We start from the raw sequence: 17831 nt of genomic DNA on the forward strand, positions 1-17831 counted from the left end.
CCGCAGAGCCTTGCAGGAGCACCATGGAGCAATTTCGCAATATCGGTATCATCGGACGCCTTGGCAGCTCCCAGGTGCTCGACACCATTCGCCGACTGAAAAAATTCCTCCTCGAGCGCCACCTGCACGTGATCCTCGAGGACACCATCGCCGAAGTCCTGCCCGGCCACGGCCTGCAGACCTCCACGCGCAAGCTGCTGGGCGAGGTCTGCGACCTGGTCATCGTGGTCGGCGGCGACGGCAGCCTGCTGGGCGCCGCCCGCGCCCTGGCCCGGCACAACATCCCGGTGCTGGGCATCAACCGCGGCAACCTGGGCTTTCTCACCGACATCCGCCCCGACGAGCTGGAAGAGAAGGTCGCCGAGGTACTCGACGGCCACTACCTGGTGGAGAACCGCTTCCTGCTGCAGGCCGAGGTGCGCCGTCACCACGAGGCCATCGGCCAGGGCGATGCGCTCAACGATGTGGTGCTGCACCCGGGCAAGTCGACGCGGATGATCGAGTTCGAGATCTACATCGACGGCCAGTTCGTCTGCAGCCAGAAGGCCGACGGCCTGATCGTCGCCACCCCGACCGGTTCCACCGCCTACGCGCTGTCGGCCGGCGGCCCGATCATGCACCCCAAGCTCGACGCCATCGTCATCGTGCCGATGTACCCGCACACCCTGTCGGGCCGACCGATCGTGGTGGACGGCAACAGCGAGCTGAAGATCGTCGTGTCCAAGGACCTGCAGATCTACCCGCAGGTCTCCTGCGACGGCCAGAACCACTTCACCTGCGCCCCCGGCGACACCATCACGGTCAGCAAGAAGCCGCAGAAGCTGCGCTTGATCCACCCGCTGGACCATAACTACTACGAGGTCTGCCGCACCAAGCTCGGCTGGGGCAGCCGCCTGGGCGGCAGGGACGACTGATGCTCGATCCGGCGCGCAGTTTCGACATCATCGGTGACGTGCACGGCTGTGCGCTCACCCTCGAACGCTTGCTCGACGCGCTCGGCTACAAGCGGGTCGGCGGGGTCTGGCGTCACCCACGGCGCCAGGCACTGTTCCTCGGCGACATCGTCGACCGCGGCCCGCGCATCCGCGAGGCGCTGCACATCGTCCACGACATGGTCGAGGCCGGCCAGGCCTTCTGCATCATGGGCAACCACGAGTACAACGCCCTGGGTTGGGTAACCCCGGCACTGCCCGGCAGCGGCAAGGCCTTCGTGCGCGAGCACACCCCGCGCCATGCCCGGCTGATCGACGAGACCCTCGCACAGTTCGCCCAGCACCCCGGCGACTGGCACGATTTCATCCAGTGGTTCTATGAACTGCCGCTGTTCGTCGACGCCGGGCGCTTCCGCCTGGTGCACGCCTGCTGGGACCCGCGGCTGATCGAGCCGCTGCGCCAGCAGTACCCCACGGGCCGCATCGACGAGCACTTCGTGCAGGCGTCGGCGGTGTCTGGCAGTTTCGCCGCCACGGTGTGCAACCGCTTGCTGCGCGGCACCGACATGCGCCTGCCGGACGGTCTGACGCTGACCGGCGGCGACGGCCTGACCCGCGCCTTCTTCCGCACCAAGTTCTGGGAGGAAGACCCGCAGACCTATGGCGACATCGTCTTCCAGCCCGACGCGCTGCCCGACGAGGTGGCCCGCACGCCCCTCAGCCACAGCCAGAAGAACGCCTTGCTGCGCTACGACGAGGACGAGCCGTTGCTGTTCGTCGGCCACTACTGGCGCAGCGGGCGCCCGGCACCGATCCGCGCCAACCTGGCGTGCCTGGACTACAGCGCCGTGCTCTACGGCAAGCTGGCGGCCTACCGGCTGGATGACGAAACCCGCATCGATCCGCACAAGTTCGTCTGGGTCGACGTCGACCGTCCGCAGGCCAGCCAATGAACGTGATCGAAGTGCTGCGCCTGCCGTTGGCGGTCGATCTCAGTGGTTTCGTTGCCTTGCTGCGGCGCCTGCAGGTGCCGCACCGGGTGGTGGAGGAGGGCGAGGAGCAGGTGCTGTGGGCACCGCCGGCCATGGCCGGGGATGTGCTCGAGCTGTACCGGCGTTTCCCTGACGGCAATGCCGATCTGCAAGCCATGCCCGAACCTGTGGAAGCTGCCCCGGCACCACCTTCGCTGAAGGACCAGGCCCTGGCATGCAAGGTCACCGCCGCGGTGCTGATCCTGAGCCTGGTGGTCGCCGGGGTAACCGGCCTGGGCGACAACCTGTCGACCATCGGCTGGTTCACTTTCCTGTCGTTCAAGGTGCAGGGCGACTACCTGTACTTCACCCCGTTGCTCCAAGGCCTGGCCGAAGGCCAGTGGTGGCGCCTGGTGTCGCCGATGCTGCTGCACTTCGGCGTGTTGCACCTGGCGATGAACGGCTTGTGGTATTGGGAACTGGGCAAGCGCATCGAGTTGCGCCAGGGGCCGTGGATGCTGCTGGGGCTGACCTTGCTGTTCAGCCTGGTATCCAACCTGGCCCAGCATTTCACCAGCGGCCCGAGCCTGTTCGGCGGCCTGTCCGGGGTGCTCTACGGCTTGCTCGGGCATGTCTGGCTGTACCAGTGGCTGGCGCCCGATCCGCAGTTCAACCTGCCCAAAGGCGTGCTGGTGATGATGCTGATCTGGCTGGTGATCTGCCTGAGCGGCGTGGTCGGCCAGCTCGGCTTCGGCCAGATCGCCAACGCCGCCCATGTCGGCGGGTTGCTCATCGGATGCCTTACAGGGCTCTTGGGTGGCGCGCTGGCCCGGCGTAAACTGACCGCCTGACTGAGGAGACAGCATGTCCACGTTCGCGCAAATGATCGAAAACATCACCCCCGAGATCTACGAGAGCCTGAAGACGGCCGTGGAGATCGGCAAATGGTCCGACGGCCGCAAGCTGACCGCCGAGCAGAAGGAGCTGTCGCTGCAGGCGGTGATCGCCTGGGAGATGAAGAACCTCCCCGAAGAGCAGCGCACCGGCTACATGGGCCCGCAGGAATGCGCCTCGAAGTCGGCGCCGATCGCCAACATCCTGTTCAAGTCGGACTCGGTACATTGATCGAACTCGCTCGTGGCTCTTTGAGCAAGATGGCGGTGCGCCTGGACGCACCGGTCGTTCAATACAGTTTCCGCCTGGATGATACCGAGGTGCCGGTCAACCCGCTGATCGGCCAGTCGATCCGCCTGGAATACCTCGGCGCGATCCACTGCACCCACTGCGGCAAGCGCACCAAGACCAGCTTCAGCCAGGGGTACTGCTACCCGTGCATGACCAAGCTGGCCCAGTGCGATGTGTGCATCATGGCCCCGGAGAAATGCCACTACGACGCCGGCACCTGCCGCGAGCCTTCGTGGGGCGAGCAGTTCTGCATGACCGACCACGTGGTCTACCTGGCCAACTCGTCGGGCATCAAGGTCGGCATCACCCGTGCCACCCAGCTGCCCACCCGCTGGCTCGACCAGGGCGCCAGCCAGGCTCTGCCGATCATGCGCGTGGCCACCCGCCAGCAATCCGGGCTGGTCGAGGACGTGCTGCGCAGCCAGGTGCCGGACCGCACCAACTGGCGCGCGCTGCTCAAGGGCGACGCCGAGGTGCTCGACCTGCCGGCCATCCGCGAACAGATCTTCGACGCCTGCGCCGACGGCATCCGCGCCCTGCAGGAACGCTTCGGGTTGCAGGCCATCCAGCCGCTGCCCGACGCCGAGGTGGTGCAGATGCGCTACCCGGTCGAGGCCTACCCGAAAAAGATCGTCAGCTTCAACCTCGACAAGGACCCGGTCGTGGAAGGCACGCTGTTGGGCATCAAGGGCCAGTACCTGATCTTCGACACCGGCGTGATCAACATTCGCAAGTACACGGCCTACCAGCTGGCCGTGCTCCAGTAAAAGGATCGTCACCATGCGTACCGAACAACCGCAAGTGATCTACCTCAAGGACTATCAGGCCCCCGAGTACCTGATCGACGAGACCCACCTGACCTTCGAACTGTTCGAGGACCACAGCCTGGTCCATGCGCAGCTGGTCATGCGCCGCAACCCCGAGCGCGGCGCCGGCCTGCCGCCGCTGGTGCTCGATGGCCAGCACCTGGAGCTGCTGAGCGTGCAGCTGGACGACCAGGCGCTGGGCGCCGACGACTACCAGCTCGACGACGACAGCCTCACCGTGCAGCCGAAGGGCGAGCGCTTCACCCTCGACACCAGCGTGAAGATCCACCCGGAAAGCAACACCGCGCTGGAAGGCCTGTACAAGTCCGGCAAGATGTTCTGCACCCAGTGCGAGGCCGAGGGTTTCCGCAAGATCACCTACTACCTCGACCGCCCGGACGTGATGAGCACCTTCACCACCACGGTGATTGCCGAGCAGCATCGCTATCCGGTGCTGTTGTCCAACGGCAACCCGGTCGGCAGCGGTCCGGGTGATGACGGCCGCCACTGGGCGACCTGGGAAGACCCGTTCAAGAAGCCGGCCTACCTGTTCGCCCTGGTGGCCGGTGACCTCTGGTGCAAGGAAGACACGTTCGTTCGCCAGTCAGGCCGTGATGTGACCCTGCGCATCTATGTCGAGCCGGAAAACCTCGACAAGTGCGACCACGCCATGGTCAGCCTGAAGAAGTCCATGCGCTGGGATGAGGAGGTCTACGGTCGCGAGTATGACCTGGACATCTTCATGATCGTCGCGGTCAACGACTTCAACATGGGCGCCATGGAAAACAAGGGCCTGAACATCTTCAACTCCAGCTGCGTGCTGGCCCGCGCCGAGACCGCCACCGACGCCGCCCACCAGCGGGTCGAGGGCGTGGTCGCCCACGAGTACTTCCACAACTGGTCGGGCAACCGCGTGACCTGCCGCGACTGGTTCCAGTTGTCGCTCAAGGAAGGCTTCACGGTGTACCGCGACGCCGAGTTCAGCGCCGACATGAACTCGCGCACGGTCAAGCGCATCGAGGATGTCGCCTACCTGCGCACCCACCAGTTCGCCGAGGACGCCGGTCCCATGGCCCACCCGGTGCGCCCGGCGAGCTTCATCGAGATCTCCAACTTCTACACCCTGACCGTGTACGAGAAGGGCGCCGAGGTCGTGGGCATGGTCCATACCCTGCTGGGCGCCGAGGGCTTCCGCAAGGGCAGCGACCTGTACTTCGAGCGTCATGACGGCCAGGCGGTGACCACCGATGACTTCATCAAGGCCATGGAAGACGCCAACGGCGTTGACCTGACCCAGTTCAAGCGCTGGTACAGCCAGGCCGGCACGCCGCGCCTGGAGGTCAGCGAGGCCTATGACGCCGCTGCGCAGACCTACAGCCTGACCTTCCGCCAGAGCTGCCCGCAGACCCCGGACAAGGTCGAGAAGCTGCCGTTCGTGATCCCGGTGGCCCTGGGCCTGCTGGACGCCGAAGGCAACGACCTGCCGCTGCGCCTGGTGGGCGAGGCGCAGGCCGTCGGCAGCAGCCGCGTGCTGTCGGTGACCGAGGCCGAGCAGACCTTCACCTTCGAGGGGATCAAGGCCAAGCCGCTGCCGTCGCTGCTGCGCGGCTTCAGCGCGCCGGTCAAGCTGAGCTTCCCGTACGACCGCGACCAGCTGATGTTCCTCATGCAGCATGACAGCGATGGCTTCAACCGCTGGGAAGCGGGGCAGCAGTTGTCGGTGCAGGTGTTGCAGGAACTGATCGGCCAGCACCAGCGTGGTGAAGCGCTCACGCTTGACCAGCGCCTGATCACTGCCCTGGGCACCGTGCTCGGCAATGCGTCGCTGGACCCCGCCATGGTTGCCGAGATGCTTTCGCTGCCGGGCGAGGCGTACCTCACCGAAATCAGCCAGGTGGCCGATGTCGATGCGATCCACGCCGCCCGCGAGTTCGCCCGCCAGCAGATCGCCGAGCAGCTGTTCGACGCCCTGTGGGCGCGCTACCAGGCCAACCGCGAAGTCTCGCGCAAGACCGCCTATGTGGCCTCGGCCGAGCATTTCGCCCGCCGCAGCCTGCAGAACATCGCCCTGTCGTACCTGATGCTGAGCGCCAAGGCGCCGGTGCTCGAGGCGACCCTGGAGCAGTTCGAGCACTGCGACAACATGACCGAGCGCCTCACCGCCCTGGCGGTGCTGGTCAACTCGCCGTTCGAGGCCGAGCGGGCCAAGGCGCTGGAAGCCTTCGCCGAGCACTTCAAGGACAACCCGCTGGTCATGGATCAGTGGTTCAGCGTACAGGCGGCCAGCACCCTGCCGGGTGGCCTGGCGCGGGTCCAGGCGTTGATGGAGCACCCGGCCTTCACCTTGAAGAACCCGAACAAGGTACGCGCCTTGGTCGGCGCCTTCGCCGGGCAGAACCTGGTCAACTTCCACGCCGCCGATGGGTCGGGGTACCGCTTCCTGGCGGACCTGGTGATCGAGCTGAACGCGCTGAACCCGCAGATCGCCTCGCGCCAGCTCGCACCACTGACCCGCTGGCGCAAGTACGACGACAAGCGCCAGGCGCTGATGAAGGGCGAGCTGGAGCGGATTCTCGCGTCCGGGGCGCTGTCCAGCGATGTGTATGAGGTGGTGAGCAAGAGCTTGGCGTAAGCCTGTTCGACACCAATCGCGGGGCAAGCCCGCTCCCACGCCAGTTGAGGATGGCGTGGGAGCGGGCTTGCCCCGCGATGCTTCTGGCGGTTAACAAAACATAACGTCCCGCTCGTTGTGTTCCGCCGAACAACCCCGATACGATGGCCCGAAGCTATTCCAGGGCTCTGGAACAGGGTTTTCACAGTACCTGGCAATAGATTGACCCAGCACAAGAACACAACAGGGGGCAGTCATGAGAGAGCGGGCAAGGGCACGCTACAGCCTGGCGGCCAGCGCGATGCTGGCGCTGACGCTGGGTATCGGGGCCGGGCATGTCCTGGCGGCGGTGGCCGCCGAGGAATACTCGGTGGAGTCGGCCAAGGCCAGCCAGAGCCTGTTGATCGGCGCCACCCATGCCGGGCAACGCCTGGTGGTGGTCGGCGATCGCGGCCACATTCTGTTCTCCGACGACCAGGGCAAGACCTGGACCCAGGCCCGGGTCCCCACCCGGCAACTGCTCACCGCCGTGTTCTTCCTCGACGACAAGCGCGGCTGGGCCGTCGGCCACGACGCGCAGATCCTCGCCAGCAGCGACGGCGGCGCGACCTGGAGCAAGCAGTTCGAAGACCTGTCCCGCGAGGCCCCCTTGCTCGATGTGCGCTTCCTCGACCCGCAGCACGGCTTCGCCGTGGGTGCCTACGGCGCCCTGCTGGAAACCCTCGATGGCGGCCAGCACTGGCAGGACGTCGCCGAACGCCTGGACAACCCCGACCAGCTGCACCTCAACGCCATCACCCTGGTGAAGGACGCCGGCCTGTTCATCGTCGGCGAGCAGGGCGGCATGTTCCGCTCCAGCGACGCCGGCCAGAGCTGGACCAAGGTCCAGGGCCCCTACGAGGGCTCGCTGTTCGGCGTGATCGGCACCGCCCAGCCCAACACCCTGCTGGCCTACGGCCTGCGCGGCAACCTGTTCCGCTCCACCGATTTCGGCGACAGCTGGCAGCCGATCGAGCTCAAGGCCGAACGCGGCCCGCTCGAATTCGGCCTGGCAAGCGCTACGCTTCTCGAAGACGGCAGCCTGGTGCTGGTCGGCAATGGCGGCAGCGTGCTGCGCAGCCATGACGATGGGCAGACCTTCAGCGTGCGTAACCGCGCCGACCGCATTGCCCTGTCGGGCGTCAGCGGCCTGGGCGGTGGCGGCCTGCTGCTGGTCGGGCAAGGGGGCGTGCACCTGGCCTCGGCCGACGGCACCCAGGAGGCGCGTCCATGACCAGCCGGGAGAGCTTCGACATGCAGCACAAGGACAAGGCCACCCTGCTGGAACGCCTGATCTTCAACAACCGCCCCATCGTCATCGCCATCTGCGTGCTGGTGAGCATCTTCCTGTTCTGGCAAGCCACGCAGATCCGCCCCTCCACCAGCTTTGAGAAGATGATTCCGCTGCAGCATCCGTTCATCGAACAGATGCTCGAGCACCGCAACGACCTGGCCAACCTCGGCAACACCGTGCGTGTGTCGGTGGAGTCGACCAAGGGTGATATCTTCGACAAGGACTACATGGAGACCCTGCGCCAGATCCATGACGAGGTGTTCTACATCCCCGGCGTCGACCGCGCGGGGCTGAAGTCGCTGTGGAGCCCCAGCGTGCGCTGGAGCGAGGTCACCGAAGAGGGCTTCTCCGGCGGCGAGGTGATCCCCAACACCTACAACGGCTCCCAGGACAGCCTCGACACCCTGCGCGACAACGTGCTCAAGTCCGGCCAGGTCGGGCGCCTGGTGGCCAACAATTTCAAGTCCAGCATCATCGACATCCCGTTGCTGGAAAGCTACCCCGACCCGCAGGACCCGGGGCGCCAGGTCAAGCTCGACTACCAGCAGTTCTCGCACCAGCTGGAAGAGAAGATTCGCGACAAGTTCCAGGCGCAGAACCCCAACGTGAAGATCCACATCGTCGGCTTCGCCAAGAAGGTCGGCGACCTGATCGACGGCCTGGTGATGGTGGCAATGTTCTTCGGCGTGGCGCTGGTGATCACCTGGGCGCTGCTGTACTGGTTCACCTGGTGCATCCGCAGCACCATCGCCGTGCTCATCACCACCCTGGTGGCGGTGGTCTGGCAGCTGGGCCTGATGCACGCGGTGGGCTTCGGCCTGGACCCGTACTCGATGCTGGTGCCGTTCCTGATCTTCGCCATCGGCATCTCCCACGGGGTGCAGAAGATCAACGGCATCGCCCTGCAGTCCAGCGACGCCGACAACGCCCTGACCGCGGCGCGGCGTACCTTCCGCCAGCTGTTCCTGCCGGGGATGATCGCCATCCTCGCCGACGCCGTGGGCTTCATCACCCTGCTGATCATCGACATCGGGGTGATCCGCGAGCTGGCCATCGGCGCCTCGATCGGCGTGGCGGTGATCGTCTTCACCAACCTGATCCTGCTGCCGGTGGCGATCAGCTACGTCGGCATCAGCCAGAAGGCCATCGCCCGCAGCAAGAAGGACGCCACCCGTGAGCACCCGTTCTGGCGCCTGCTGTCCAACTTCGCCAGCGCCAAGGTGGCGCCGGTGTCGGTGGTGCTGGCGCTGCTGGCCTTCGCCGGTGGCCTCTGGTACAGCCAGAACCTGAAGATCGGCGACCTCGACCAGGGCGCGCCGGAGCTGCGCCCGGACTCGCGCTACAACCAGGACAACAGCTTCATCATCAGCAACTACTCGACCAGTTCCGACGTACTGGTGATCATGGTCAAGACCCCGGCCGAGAGCTGCTCGATCCACTCGACCATGGCGCCGATCGACGAGTTGATGTGGACCATGGACAACACCCCGGGGGTGCAGTCGACCATCTCCCTGGTGACCGTGTCGAAACAGGTCATCAAGGGCATGAACGAGGGCAGCCTGAAATGGGAGACCCTGTCGCGCAACCCGGACATCCTCAACAACTCCATCGCCCGCGCTGACGGCCTGTACAACGCCGACTGCTCGCTGGCGCCGGTGCTGGTGTTCCTCAACGACCACAAGGCCGAGACCCTGGAGCGGGTCACCGCCGCGGCCAAGGCCTTTGCCGACAGCCACAACAAGGAAGGCCTGCAGTTCCTCCTGGCGGCGGGTAACGCCGGCATCGAGGCGGCCACCAACGAGGTGATCAAGTCGGCCGAGCTGACCATCCTCATCCTGGTCTACATCTGCGTGGCGGTGATGTGCATGATCACCTTCCGCTCGTTCGCCGCGACGCTGTGCATCGTCCTGCCGCTGGTGCTGACCTCGGTGCTGGGCAACGCGCTGATGGCGTTCATGGGCATCGGCGTGAAGGTCGCCACGCTGCCGGTGGTGGCGCTGGGCGTGGGTATCGGCGTGGACTACGGCATCTACATCTACAGCCGCCTGGAGAGCTTCCTGCGTGCCGGCCTGCCGTTGCAGGAGGCCTACTACGAGACCCTGCGCTCCACCGGCAAGGCGGTGCTGTTCACCGGCCTGTGCCTGGCCATCGGCGTGTGCACCTGGATCTTCTCGGCCATCAAGTTCCAGGCCGACATGGGCCTGATGCTGACCTTCATGCTGCTGTGGAACATGTTCGGCGCCCTGTGGCTGCTGCCGGCGCTGGCGCGGTTCCTGATCAAACCGGAGAAGCTGGCGGGCAAGGAGGGTGGTTCGATCTTCGCTCACTGATCGAGGTCTGATTGCGGGGCAAGCCCGCTCCCACGACCTACCTGGCGTGGGAGCGGGCTTGCCCCGCGATGCGTATAATGGCGGCCATTTTTCTCAATCGGTGCCTCCATGACCACCCTCGCCAGCGCCCTCGCATCCTGCGACATGCTCCTGATCGACGGCCTGCACGCCTTCGACTTCACCTTCGACGCATCCGGCCTCACCATCGAGTGCATGGACGGCCGCCAGCTGCGTCGCTGGTCCTTCACCCCCGACCAGGTCGCCGCCGCCACCGGCGCGGGCGACGACTGGAGCCTGGCCAGTGACGAAGGCGAGCATCGTCTAGTCTGTATGAGTGCTTTTCGTGCCCCGGATGAAGAAGACGATGAACAGGAAATGGACACGCCTGCTGACCGCTAGCCTCATGGCTTTGTCAGTCAACGCCCAAGCCGCCACGTTGCTGGTGGGCAGCTACACCGACAACGGCAGCGAAGGGATCTACCGCTACGACTTCGACTCCCGCACGGGGCAGATCGACGCCACGCCCCGTCAGGTGGTCAAGAGCGTCAGCCCTTCGTGGCTGGTGCTGTCCGCCGACCAGCGCCAGTTGTTCGCGGTCAATGAAACGCCCAAGGGCCAGGTCAGCAGTTTCTCGCTGGGCAAGCAGGGCGAGATCAAGCTGTTGAACCAGGTGCCCAGCCAGGGCGATGAGCCGACCCACGCCAGCCTCAGCCACGACCAGCGCTACCTGTTCGTTGCCAACTACGCCGTTGCCCCCGACCCCGGTGGCAGCCTGGTGGTGATCCCGGTGGCCCGGGACGGCAAGCTCAAGCCGGTGGTGCAGCAGGCCCGGCATGCGCCGAGCAAGGTCAATCTCGAGCGCCAGGCCGGTGCCCATGTGCATTCGCTGGTGTTGTCGCCCGATGGCCGCCACCTGTACGCCAGCGACCTGGGCGCCGACAAGGTGTTCATCTACCGCTACGACGGCGCCAGCCCCGAGCATCCGCTGAGCCCGGCGATCCCGCCTGCGGTCGAATTGCCGCCTGGCAGCGGCCCGCGTCACCTGCTGTTCGACGCCAAGGGCCGGCATGCCTACCTGACCCTGGAGATGAGCGCCGAGGTGGTGGTGTTCGATGTGCAGGACGGTGCGCTGACCGAGCGCCAGCGCCTGCCGCTGACCGAAAGCACGGACGCTGCGGCGAAGGCCGCTGGCGGCCTGCACCTGTCGGCCGATGGGCGTTTCCTCTATGTCAGCAACCGCGGCACCGCCAACGAGATCGTGGTGTATGCCGTGGGCAAGGACGATGGCCGACTCACCCTGCTGCAGCGCCGTTCGGTGGAGGGCGATCATCCCCGGGAGTTTGCCCTCGATCCGGATGGCAACTACCTGCTGGTGGCGAACCAGAAGAGCAACCAGATCGTGGTCATGCGCCGCGATCCGCGCAGCGGCAAGCTGGGCGAGACGGTGCAGAAGCTGCCCCAGCAGGCGCCTTCGGATCTCAAGTTTTTGGAATGAACCTGCGTTTGCCCTGTAGGAGCGGCCTTGTGCCGCGAAAGGGCCGCAGAGCGGCCCCAGGATTTCAGCGTTAATGCATCAATCGCCGGGGCTGCTGTGCAGCCCTTTCGCGGCACAAGGCCGCTCCTACAGGGGGCGTGCGTCCAATTATCGATGGGGGTGATATTCGCTACTGCTGCAATGAATTTTTCCAGGCAGACGCATCGGCGTAAGTTTTGACCCAAGGCCCCGACGGGCCAACGTCAACCACCGAAGTCGAGGTCAGCCCACATGAACTTCAATCTCTTCCCGGTCATCGCCGCATCCGCCATCTCCGCCTCCGTCGTCCTGCCGGCCCATGCCCAGCTGGAGCAAAGCGCCAAGGCGTCCAACACCCACAGCTACACCCAGAAGTACCTGCAGCAGAGCGCGCATTTCCATGCGGCCCTGAGCAAGCACGTCAATTGAGTGTGTAAAGCCATTGGTAATAGCACAACGCCATGTGATTTAATTTGACGCTAATTTTTTGACTCGCCAAAGGGGCAGAGCATGATGTGGCGTATCACGGCGGTAGTGCTGTTGTTGATGTCCGCGCCGATCCTGGCGCTTTGAGCGACACGCTGTTTCACTTGGCCATCACGGCCTTGAACAGCGGCGATGCCAGCCAGCCCTGCAACCAGCTCCGCAACCGCGGATAAGCCGCCTCGGCGAACCATTCGGGTTCGACCCCGGCAAACTGGCGCATCAGGGGCAGCAAGGCGGCGTCGGCCAGGCTTGGGTGAGCGGCCAGCAGGTAGGGCCTGCCTTCGAGCAGGCGTTCCAGCTCGGCCAGCCAGGGCTCGGCCTGGGCGCGGTAGTGCGCCCGGGTGTGCTCGGGGTAGCGCTCGGCGTACTTGTACAGGTTCACCTGCGCCTTGAAGGTGCCGTCGTTGCGCGCGATCAGCATTTCGGCCTGCTGCGCCGCGGCGGGATCGGCCTGCAGGCGCCAGTCCTCGGGGTCATGTCGGGCCAGCGCCCAGCGCATGATGTCCAGGCTTTCCTCCAGCACCGCATCCCCGGTATCGAGCACCGGCACCGTGCCCTTGGGCGACAGTGCCAGCAGCTCGGCCGGCTTTTCCTTCATCTTCACCTCGTGGACCTGCACGTCGCAGCCAGCGTAGCGCAGGGCCAGGCGCGCGCGCATGGCCCAGGGGCAGCGGCGGAACGAGTAAAGGATCACCCGCACACCTCCACGTCGCTCAGACCATTGCCCTGGCGGCGCACCTGGATCTGCACCGGAATGCGCTCGTGCATCTCCTGCACGTGGGAGATCACTGCCACCTTGCGCCCCTGGGCCTGCAGGCCGTCGAGGGCGTCCATGGCCAGTTGCAGCGACTCGGGGTCGAGGCTGCCGAAGCCTTCGTCGATGAACAGCGATTCGATACGCAGGGTGCTCGACGCCATGGATGCCAGGCCCAGGGCCAGGGCCAGCGACACCAGGAAGGTCTCGCCACCCGACAGCGAATGCACCGAACGCAGCTCGTCGCCCATCTCGGTGTCCAGCACCAGCAGGCCCAGGGCACTGCCGCCGCGCTTGAGGCGATAACGCCGGGCCAGCTGGCGCAACTGGCTGTTGGCGTGGTGCAGCAGCAGGTCGAGGTTGTAGCCCTGGGCGATCTTGCGGAACACATCGCCCGAGGCCGAGCCGATCAACGCATTCAGGCGTGCCCAACGTTGCCATTGCTGGTATGCCTGGTCGATCTGTTCGGCCAGGGCCTGGCTGGCCTGTTGCCGGCGCTGATCCTCGGCCTGTTGGGCGCGCAGCTCGGCGCATTGCTGCTCTTGGGCCGCCAGCTGTGCGGCCAGCTCGGCGAGGGCGGTTTCCAACGCTTCGACGGGCAGCTCGCCATGGGCCTGTGCGGTATGTTGCTGCAGCCGTTGCTCACGCTCCTGGACCAGCACGCGGCCTTGCTCGACGGCTTTTTCCGCGGCCTGCAGGCGTTGGCGCAGTTCGCTCACTTGGCTGTCGTCGATGGCCAGCAGGCGGTCGAGGCCGGCGTCGTCCAGCTCCGGGTGTTCGCTGCGCCACTGGGCGATTTCGCCCAGCAACTGTTGGTGCTCCTGCTCCAGTGCCTGCTGGCGCTGCTGGTTGGCCTTGAGCTCGCCGGCCAGTTGCACGCCCTGGGTGTGCAGCGCCTGCAATTGCCGGGCGCTGTCTGCCTCGGCGGCGCGGGCCTGCTCCAGCTGGGTGTCCATGTGCTGCTGCCAGGCCTCGGCGCTGGACTGTTCGCCGAGCAGCTCGCCCAGGGTGGCCTGGGCCTGCCGGCGTTGCTCGTCCAGCACGGCGAGCTTCTGTTGCAGCTGCTGCTGGCTGTGCAGGCGTGCCTGTTGCTGATCGCGCTGTTTGTCCAGTTGGACCTGGCGAGCCTGTTGTTCTTCCAGCTCGTCCTTGCGCAGGTCGAGTTGCTGGCGGCGTTGGGCAATCTGCTGGTCGAGGCCGAGGAACGCGTTGGCCGGATCGTCGCGCAGGGCCTGGTGAATGTCCGGGGGCAGCACGCTTTCGAGGCTTTCGAGGGCCTGTGCGAGTTGTTGCTCGTCGGCGGCCAGGGCCTGGTGCTGCTGGTCGAGGTGGCGCTGGGCCTGTTGCTGGGCTTCGCCTGCGGCCTGCAATTGCTGGGTGAGGCGGGCGGCATCCTTTTGCAGGGCGAGCAGGGCGCCCTGGCGTTTCTCGTCGCGGTCGATCCCATCGCCGAGGCGGCGCAGCTGGCCGTCGAGCCACTTGCCACGGGCGCTGTCGTCCTGCGGCGCCAGCGCTGGCCACAGGGCATGGGCCTGAACCTGCTCGAGCACGGGCTGCAACTGCTCGCCCAACTGCTGCTGTTGCTGCTGGTAGTCCTTTAGCTGGGCGTTGACCACGCCCAGCTGGGTGCGCAGCTCCACCAACCTGGTATTGAGCTGTTCGACCTGCTGCTGCGCCGCCGCTTCCTCGGCCTGGTCGTGGCGCCCGAGGCTGTGCAGCAACGCCTCGGGTTGATGGAACGGGTGCTCGGCGCTGCCGCACACCGGGCAGGGTTCGCCATCGCGCAGCTGGGCGCGGAGTTCCTCGACGCTGGTGTTGCGCGCCAGGCGTTGGCGCTCGAGCAACTGGCGGGTCAGGGTCAGCGCCTGCTCGGCGCTTTCCAGTTCGGCCTTGGCCGCCGTGCCTTCGCCGATCAGTTGCTGGCGCTGCTGCATGGCCTGCTGCTGGCGCTCGCGCAGCGCATCGAGGCCGTTGCGCAGTTCCATTTCTCGGCCATGCAGGCGCGACAGCTCCTCGACCGCGCGTTGTTGCTTGCGGTTGTCCTGGAGCATGGCGCCGAGCAGGTCGATCTGTTCGGCCAGCGCCTGGGGCTCGGCACCCGCCTCGCGGAACAGCAGCTCGAAATGCTCGCGCTGGGCTTGCAGCTGGGCGTTGGCCTGGCTGGCCTGGGCCTGCAGGCCGGGCAGCTCTTCGCGGCCCTTGGCCAGGCGGCCGCCGATCAGCATCACCTGCTTGAGTTGTGGCAGGTAGGCCTGCCAGGCGTCGGCCAGGCTGCCGAGCGGTTCGCTCTCGGCCAGGGCGCTGTCGATCCGGGCCAGTTGTTGCAGGCTGCGCTGCTGGTTGTCCTCCAGCTGCTGCAGTTGCTGCTGGGCTGCACCGACTTCCTGTTCGACCTGGGTGCAGGCTTCACGTTGCTCGGCAAGCTCCTTGTCCAGGCGCGCCAGGTCGCCCTGGGCGGCGAAGGCCTGGCGCAGGCGCGGGGCGTTTTCGCCGTGCAGGGCCTGGTGCTGGACCAGGTGCTGGCGGGCCGTTTCCAGAGCCTGCTGTAGCGCGTCGGTGTGATGCTGCAGTTCGGTTTGCTGGCGCAGTTGCTGTTCGATATCGGCCAGCACCGGGGCCAGTTGCCCGGCCAGGTGCTGCTGGCGGTGGAACTGGTGGCGCTGGGGCGCCAGGCGCTCCAGGCGTTGCAGGTCGACGCGCTGCTCGGCCAGTTGCTGCCACTGGTGTTCCGCGTTTTGCAGGGCCGTGCCGGCTTCGCTGTGCTGGGCCTGCAGGCGCTGTTGTTCGGCAAACCAGGTGCGCTGCTGTTCCAGCTGGCGCTGGCGCGCCTGCTCGGTCTTGAACTGTTGCTGGGCCTGTTCCAGTGCCTGGTCGAGGGCGGCGCGGGCTTTGGCCTCCATCGGCAGCAGGTGCTCGGCCTGCTTCTTCAGGTCGTTGTGAACCTCGCCGGTTTCCCGCGCCTTGCTGAAGGCGCGTTGGCCCAGGCGGGTGTAGATCGCGGTGTTGGTGAGTTTTTCCAGCAGTTCGCTGCGTTCACGGTCGTCGGCCTTGAGGAAAGCACCGAACTCGCTCTGGGCCAACATCACCGCGCGGGTGAACTGCTCGAAGTTCAGGCCCAGGCGTGCCTCGACCAGTTGCTTGTACTCGTTCTTGCCGCTGACCAGCAGTTGCTCGCTGTCCAGGTCGTAAAGGCTCTGGCGGCTGTTCTGCAGTTTGCCGGTGGCCTTTTCGCGGGCGCGGTTGGCTTCCCAGCGGGCGCGGTAGCGGCCGCCGTCGATGCCGACGAAATCGACTTCGGCGAAGCCGCTGCCGGTGCCGCGGCGCAGCAGGTTGCGCGGATCCGAGGTGGGGATCTCGCCGTCGGCGTCCGGCACCTTGGCTTCCCGGGCGATGTCGTTCAGCCGTGGCACGCTGCCGAACAGCGCCAGGCACAGGGCGTCGAGCAGGGTGCTCTTGCCGGCGCCGGTGGGCCCGGTGATGGCGAACAGGCCGGCGCTGGCCAGGGGCTCGGCGGTGAAGTCGATATCGATCGGGCCGGCCAGCGAGGCCAGGTTCTTCAGGCGGATGGCGAGGATCTTCATGCCTGCTCCTCCTCTTGCAGGACGTCCTGCAGCAATTCGGCGAAATCGGCCAGGGACTGGTCGTCGGCGGGGTTGCCGTAGGCCTGCTCCCAGGCACGGCCGAACAGGTCCTGCGGGGTCATCTGGGCCAGCTCGACGAAGGCTTGCTCGTCGTCCTCGGCGCGGCCGCTGCCGGCGTATTCGGCGCTGATGCGCACCAGGCGCACGGCCTTGCCCTGCAGGGCGCCTTCGATCTGCTGGCGCAGGTCGGGCTGCGGCTCGTCCAGGCGTACCCGCACTTCCAGCCAGGGCTGGCGGTTGGGGTCTTCGAGCAGGTCGATCACCGGCAGTTGCCCGAGCTGTTCGAGCAATTCACCCAGTGGCGCCGGGCCGACCCGTTGCAGGGCCACCGCGCGGGGCACCGGACGCGGTTCGACGCTGACCAGCTCGGCGCCGTCCAGCTCCACTTCCAGGACCTGGTGCGGGTAGTTGATCTCGGCGAACGACAACGGGATCGGCGCGCCGCTGTAGCGGATGCGGTTCTCGCGGTTGACCTTCTGCGGCTTGTGCAGGTGGCCGAGGGCGACGTAGCTGATGGCCTTGTCGAACAACTTGGCCGGCAGGGCTTCGGCGTTGCCGATGATCAGGCTGCGCTCGGAGTCCTCCGAGATGCTGCCGCCGGCCATGTGCGCGTGGCTGATGGCGACCAGCGCCTGGTCTTTCTTGCGCTTCTTGCGCGCCGCGGCGATCAGTTGCTCATGGACCTGGTTGATGCCCTGCAGGTAGTCGTCGCCCAGCGCGGGGCCGGTGACTTCGGCGGGGCGCAGGAAGGGCAGGGCCAGGCACCAGGCGCCAACCTTGCCACGGGCGTTGGTCAACGGGATCAGCAGCCGCTCGGTGTCCAGCTGGCCCTCGTCGAGCCAGTGCACCCGGCCCAGGGCGTGGGTGCGCAGGCGGCGCATCAGTGGCGCCGGCAGCTCGATGCGCGAGCCTGAGTCGTGGTTGCCGGCGATCATCACGATATCCAGCTTGGGCTGTTGCTCGTGGGCCTGGACAATGAAGTCGTAGAGACGCTCCTGGGCTTTGACCGGCGGGTTGACCGTGTCGAAGATGTCGCCGGCGATCAGCAGCGCGTCGGGTTGGCGCAGGCGCAGCTGGCCGAGCAGCCAGTCGATGAAGCAGGCGTGTTCGAAATCGCGTTCCTGGCCATGCAGGCTCTGGCCCAGGTGCCAGTCGGAGGTGTGAAACAGACGCATGGAAGATCCGTTGGGTGGGCGGCAGGGGGCGTTTGGATTAGGGCGCTATGGTAACTCATCGCAGGGCCGTGGGAGCGGGCTGGCCCCGCGATGA

14 protein-coding genes are annotated in these 17831 nt (G+C 66.3%); 11 read left to right on the forward strand and 3 right to left on the reverse strand.

Going from position 1 to position 17831, the window contains the following annotated elements; all coding sequences use genetic code 11:
* The first annotated feature begins 23 nt into the window (after positions 1-23).
* From HU751_RS02090 to HU751_RS02140, 11 genes are all read left to right on the forward strand, one after another.
* Positions 24-914 carry an NAD(+) kinase gene (locus HU751_RS02090; RefSeq protein WP_023632574.1) on the forward strand — a complete coding sequence of 297 codons (891 nt, stop codon included), beginning with the start codon at positions 24-26 and terminating at the stop codon, positions 912-914.
* Entirely contained in the window at positions 914-1885 is a 972-nt protein-coding gene (locus tag HU751_RS02095) for a metallophosphoesterase (protein WP_186734408.1), read from the forward strand. The genes HU751_RS02090 and HU751_RS02095 overlap by 1 nt, the downstream gene beginning before the upstream one ends.
* Positions 1882-2754, forward strand: a complete 873-nt coding sequence (locus HU751_RS02100) for a rhomboid family intramembrane serine protease (protein ID WP_186734409.1) — start codon at positions 1882-1884, stop codon at positions 2752-2754. Before HU751_RS02095 ends, HU751_RS02100 begins: the two co-directional genes overlap by 4 nt.
* A gap of 13 nt (positions 2755-2767) precedes the next feature.
* Entirely contained in the window at positions 2768-3028 is a 261-nt protein-coding gene (locus tag HU751_RS02105) for a YeaC family protein (protein ID WP_011532970.1), read from the forward strand.
* Positions 3025-3855 (forward strand): DUF2797 domain-containing protein, encoded by an 831-nt coding sequence (locus HU751_RS02110; RefSeq protein ID WP_186734410.1) that lies wholly within the window; start codon positions 3025-3027, stop codon positions 3853-3855. Before HU751_RS02105 ends, HU751_RS02110 begins: the two co-directional genes overlap by 4 nt.
* A 13-nt stretch (positions 3856-3868) precedes the next feature.
* Entirely contained in the window at positions 3869-6526 is a 2658-nt protein-coding gene (pepN, locus tag HU751_RS02115; protein ID WP_186734411.1) for an aminopeptidase N, read from the forward strand.
* A gap of 235 nt (positions 6527-6761) precedes the next feature.
* Entirely contained in the window at positions 6762-7778 is a 1017-nt protein-coding gene (locus tag HU751_RS02120) for a WD40/YVTN/BNR-like repeat-containing protein (RefSeq protein ID WP_186734412.1), read from the forward strand.
* Positions 7775-10168, forward strand: a complete 2394-nt coding sequence (locus HU751_RS02125) for an efflux RND transporter permease subunit (protein ID WP_186734413.1) — start codon at positions 7775-7777, stop codon at positions 10166-10168. Before HU751_RS02120 ends, HU751_RS02125 begins: the two co-directional genes overlap by 4 nt.
* A gap of 108 nt (positions 10169-10276) precedes the next feature.
* Positions 10277-10567 (forward strand): DUF5629 family protein, encoded by a 291-nt coding sequence (locus HU751_RS02130; protein ID WP_186734414.1) that lies wholly within the window; start codon positions 10277-10279, stop codon positions 10565-10567.
* Positions 10533-11663, forward strand: coding sequence for a lactonase family protein (locus HU751_RS02135; RefSeq protein ID WP_186734415.1), 1131 nt, complete (start codon positions 10533-10535; stop codon positions 11661-11663). The genes HU751_RS02130 and HU751_RS02135 overlap by 35 nt, the downstream gene beginning before the upstream one ends.
* A gap of 270 nt (positions 11664-11933) precedes the next feature.
* Positions 11934-12110 (forward strand): hypothetical protein, encoded by a 177-nt coding sequence (locus HU751_RS02140; protein WP_186714796.1) that lies wholly within the window; start codon positions 11934-11936, stop codon positions 12108-12110.
* Positions 12111-12267: 157 nt separating this feature from the next.
* Here HU751_RS02140 and HU751_RS02145 read toward each other — a convergent pair whose 3' ends face one another.
* The 3 genes from HU751_RS02145 to HU751_RS02155 are packed head-to-tail and all read right to left on the reverse strand — an operon-like array spanning position 12268 to position 17737.
* Positions 12268-12861, reverse strand: a complete 594-nt coding sequence (locus HU751_RS02145; protein ID WP_186734416.1) for a glutathione S-transferase — start codon at positions 12859-12861, stop codon at positions 12268-12270.
* A complete protein-coding gene (locus tag HU751_RS02150; RefSeq protein ID WP_186734417.1) occupies positions 12858-16502 on the reverse strand; it encodes an SbcC/MukB-like Walker B domain-containing protein in 3645 nt (1214 codons plus the stop codon). Before HU751_RS02150 ends, HU751_RS02145 begins: the two co-directional genes overlap by 4 nt.
* A complete protein-coding gene (locus tag HU751_RS02155; RefSeq protein WP_186734418.1) occupies positions 16499-17737 on the reverse strand; it encodes an exonuclease SbcCD subunit D C-terminal domain-containing protein in 1239 nt (412 codons plus the stop codon). Before HU751_RS02155 ends, HU751_RS02150 begins: the two co-directional genes overlap by 4 nt.
* Positions 17738-17831 lie beyond the last annotated feature (94 nt).

Origin of the sequence: Pseudomonas peradeniyensis (genome assembly GCF_014268935.2) — a bacterium.
In the GTDB taxonomy this organism is placed as follows: Bacteria; Pseudomonadota; Gammaproteobacteria; order Pseudomonadales; family Pseudomonadaceae; genus Aquipseudomonas; species Aquipseudomonas peradeniyensis.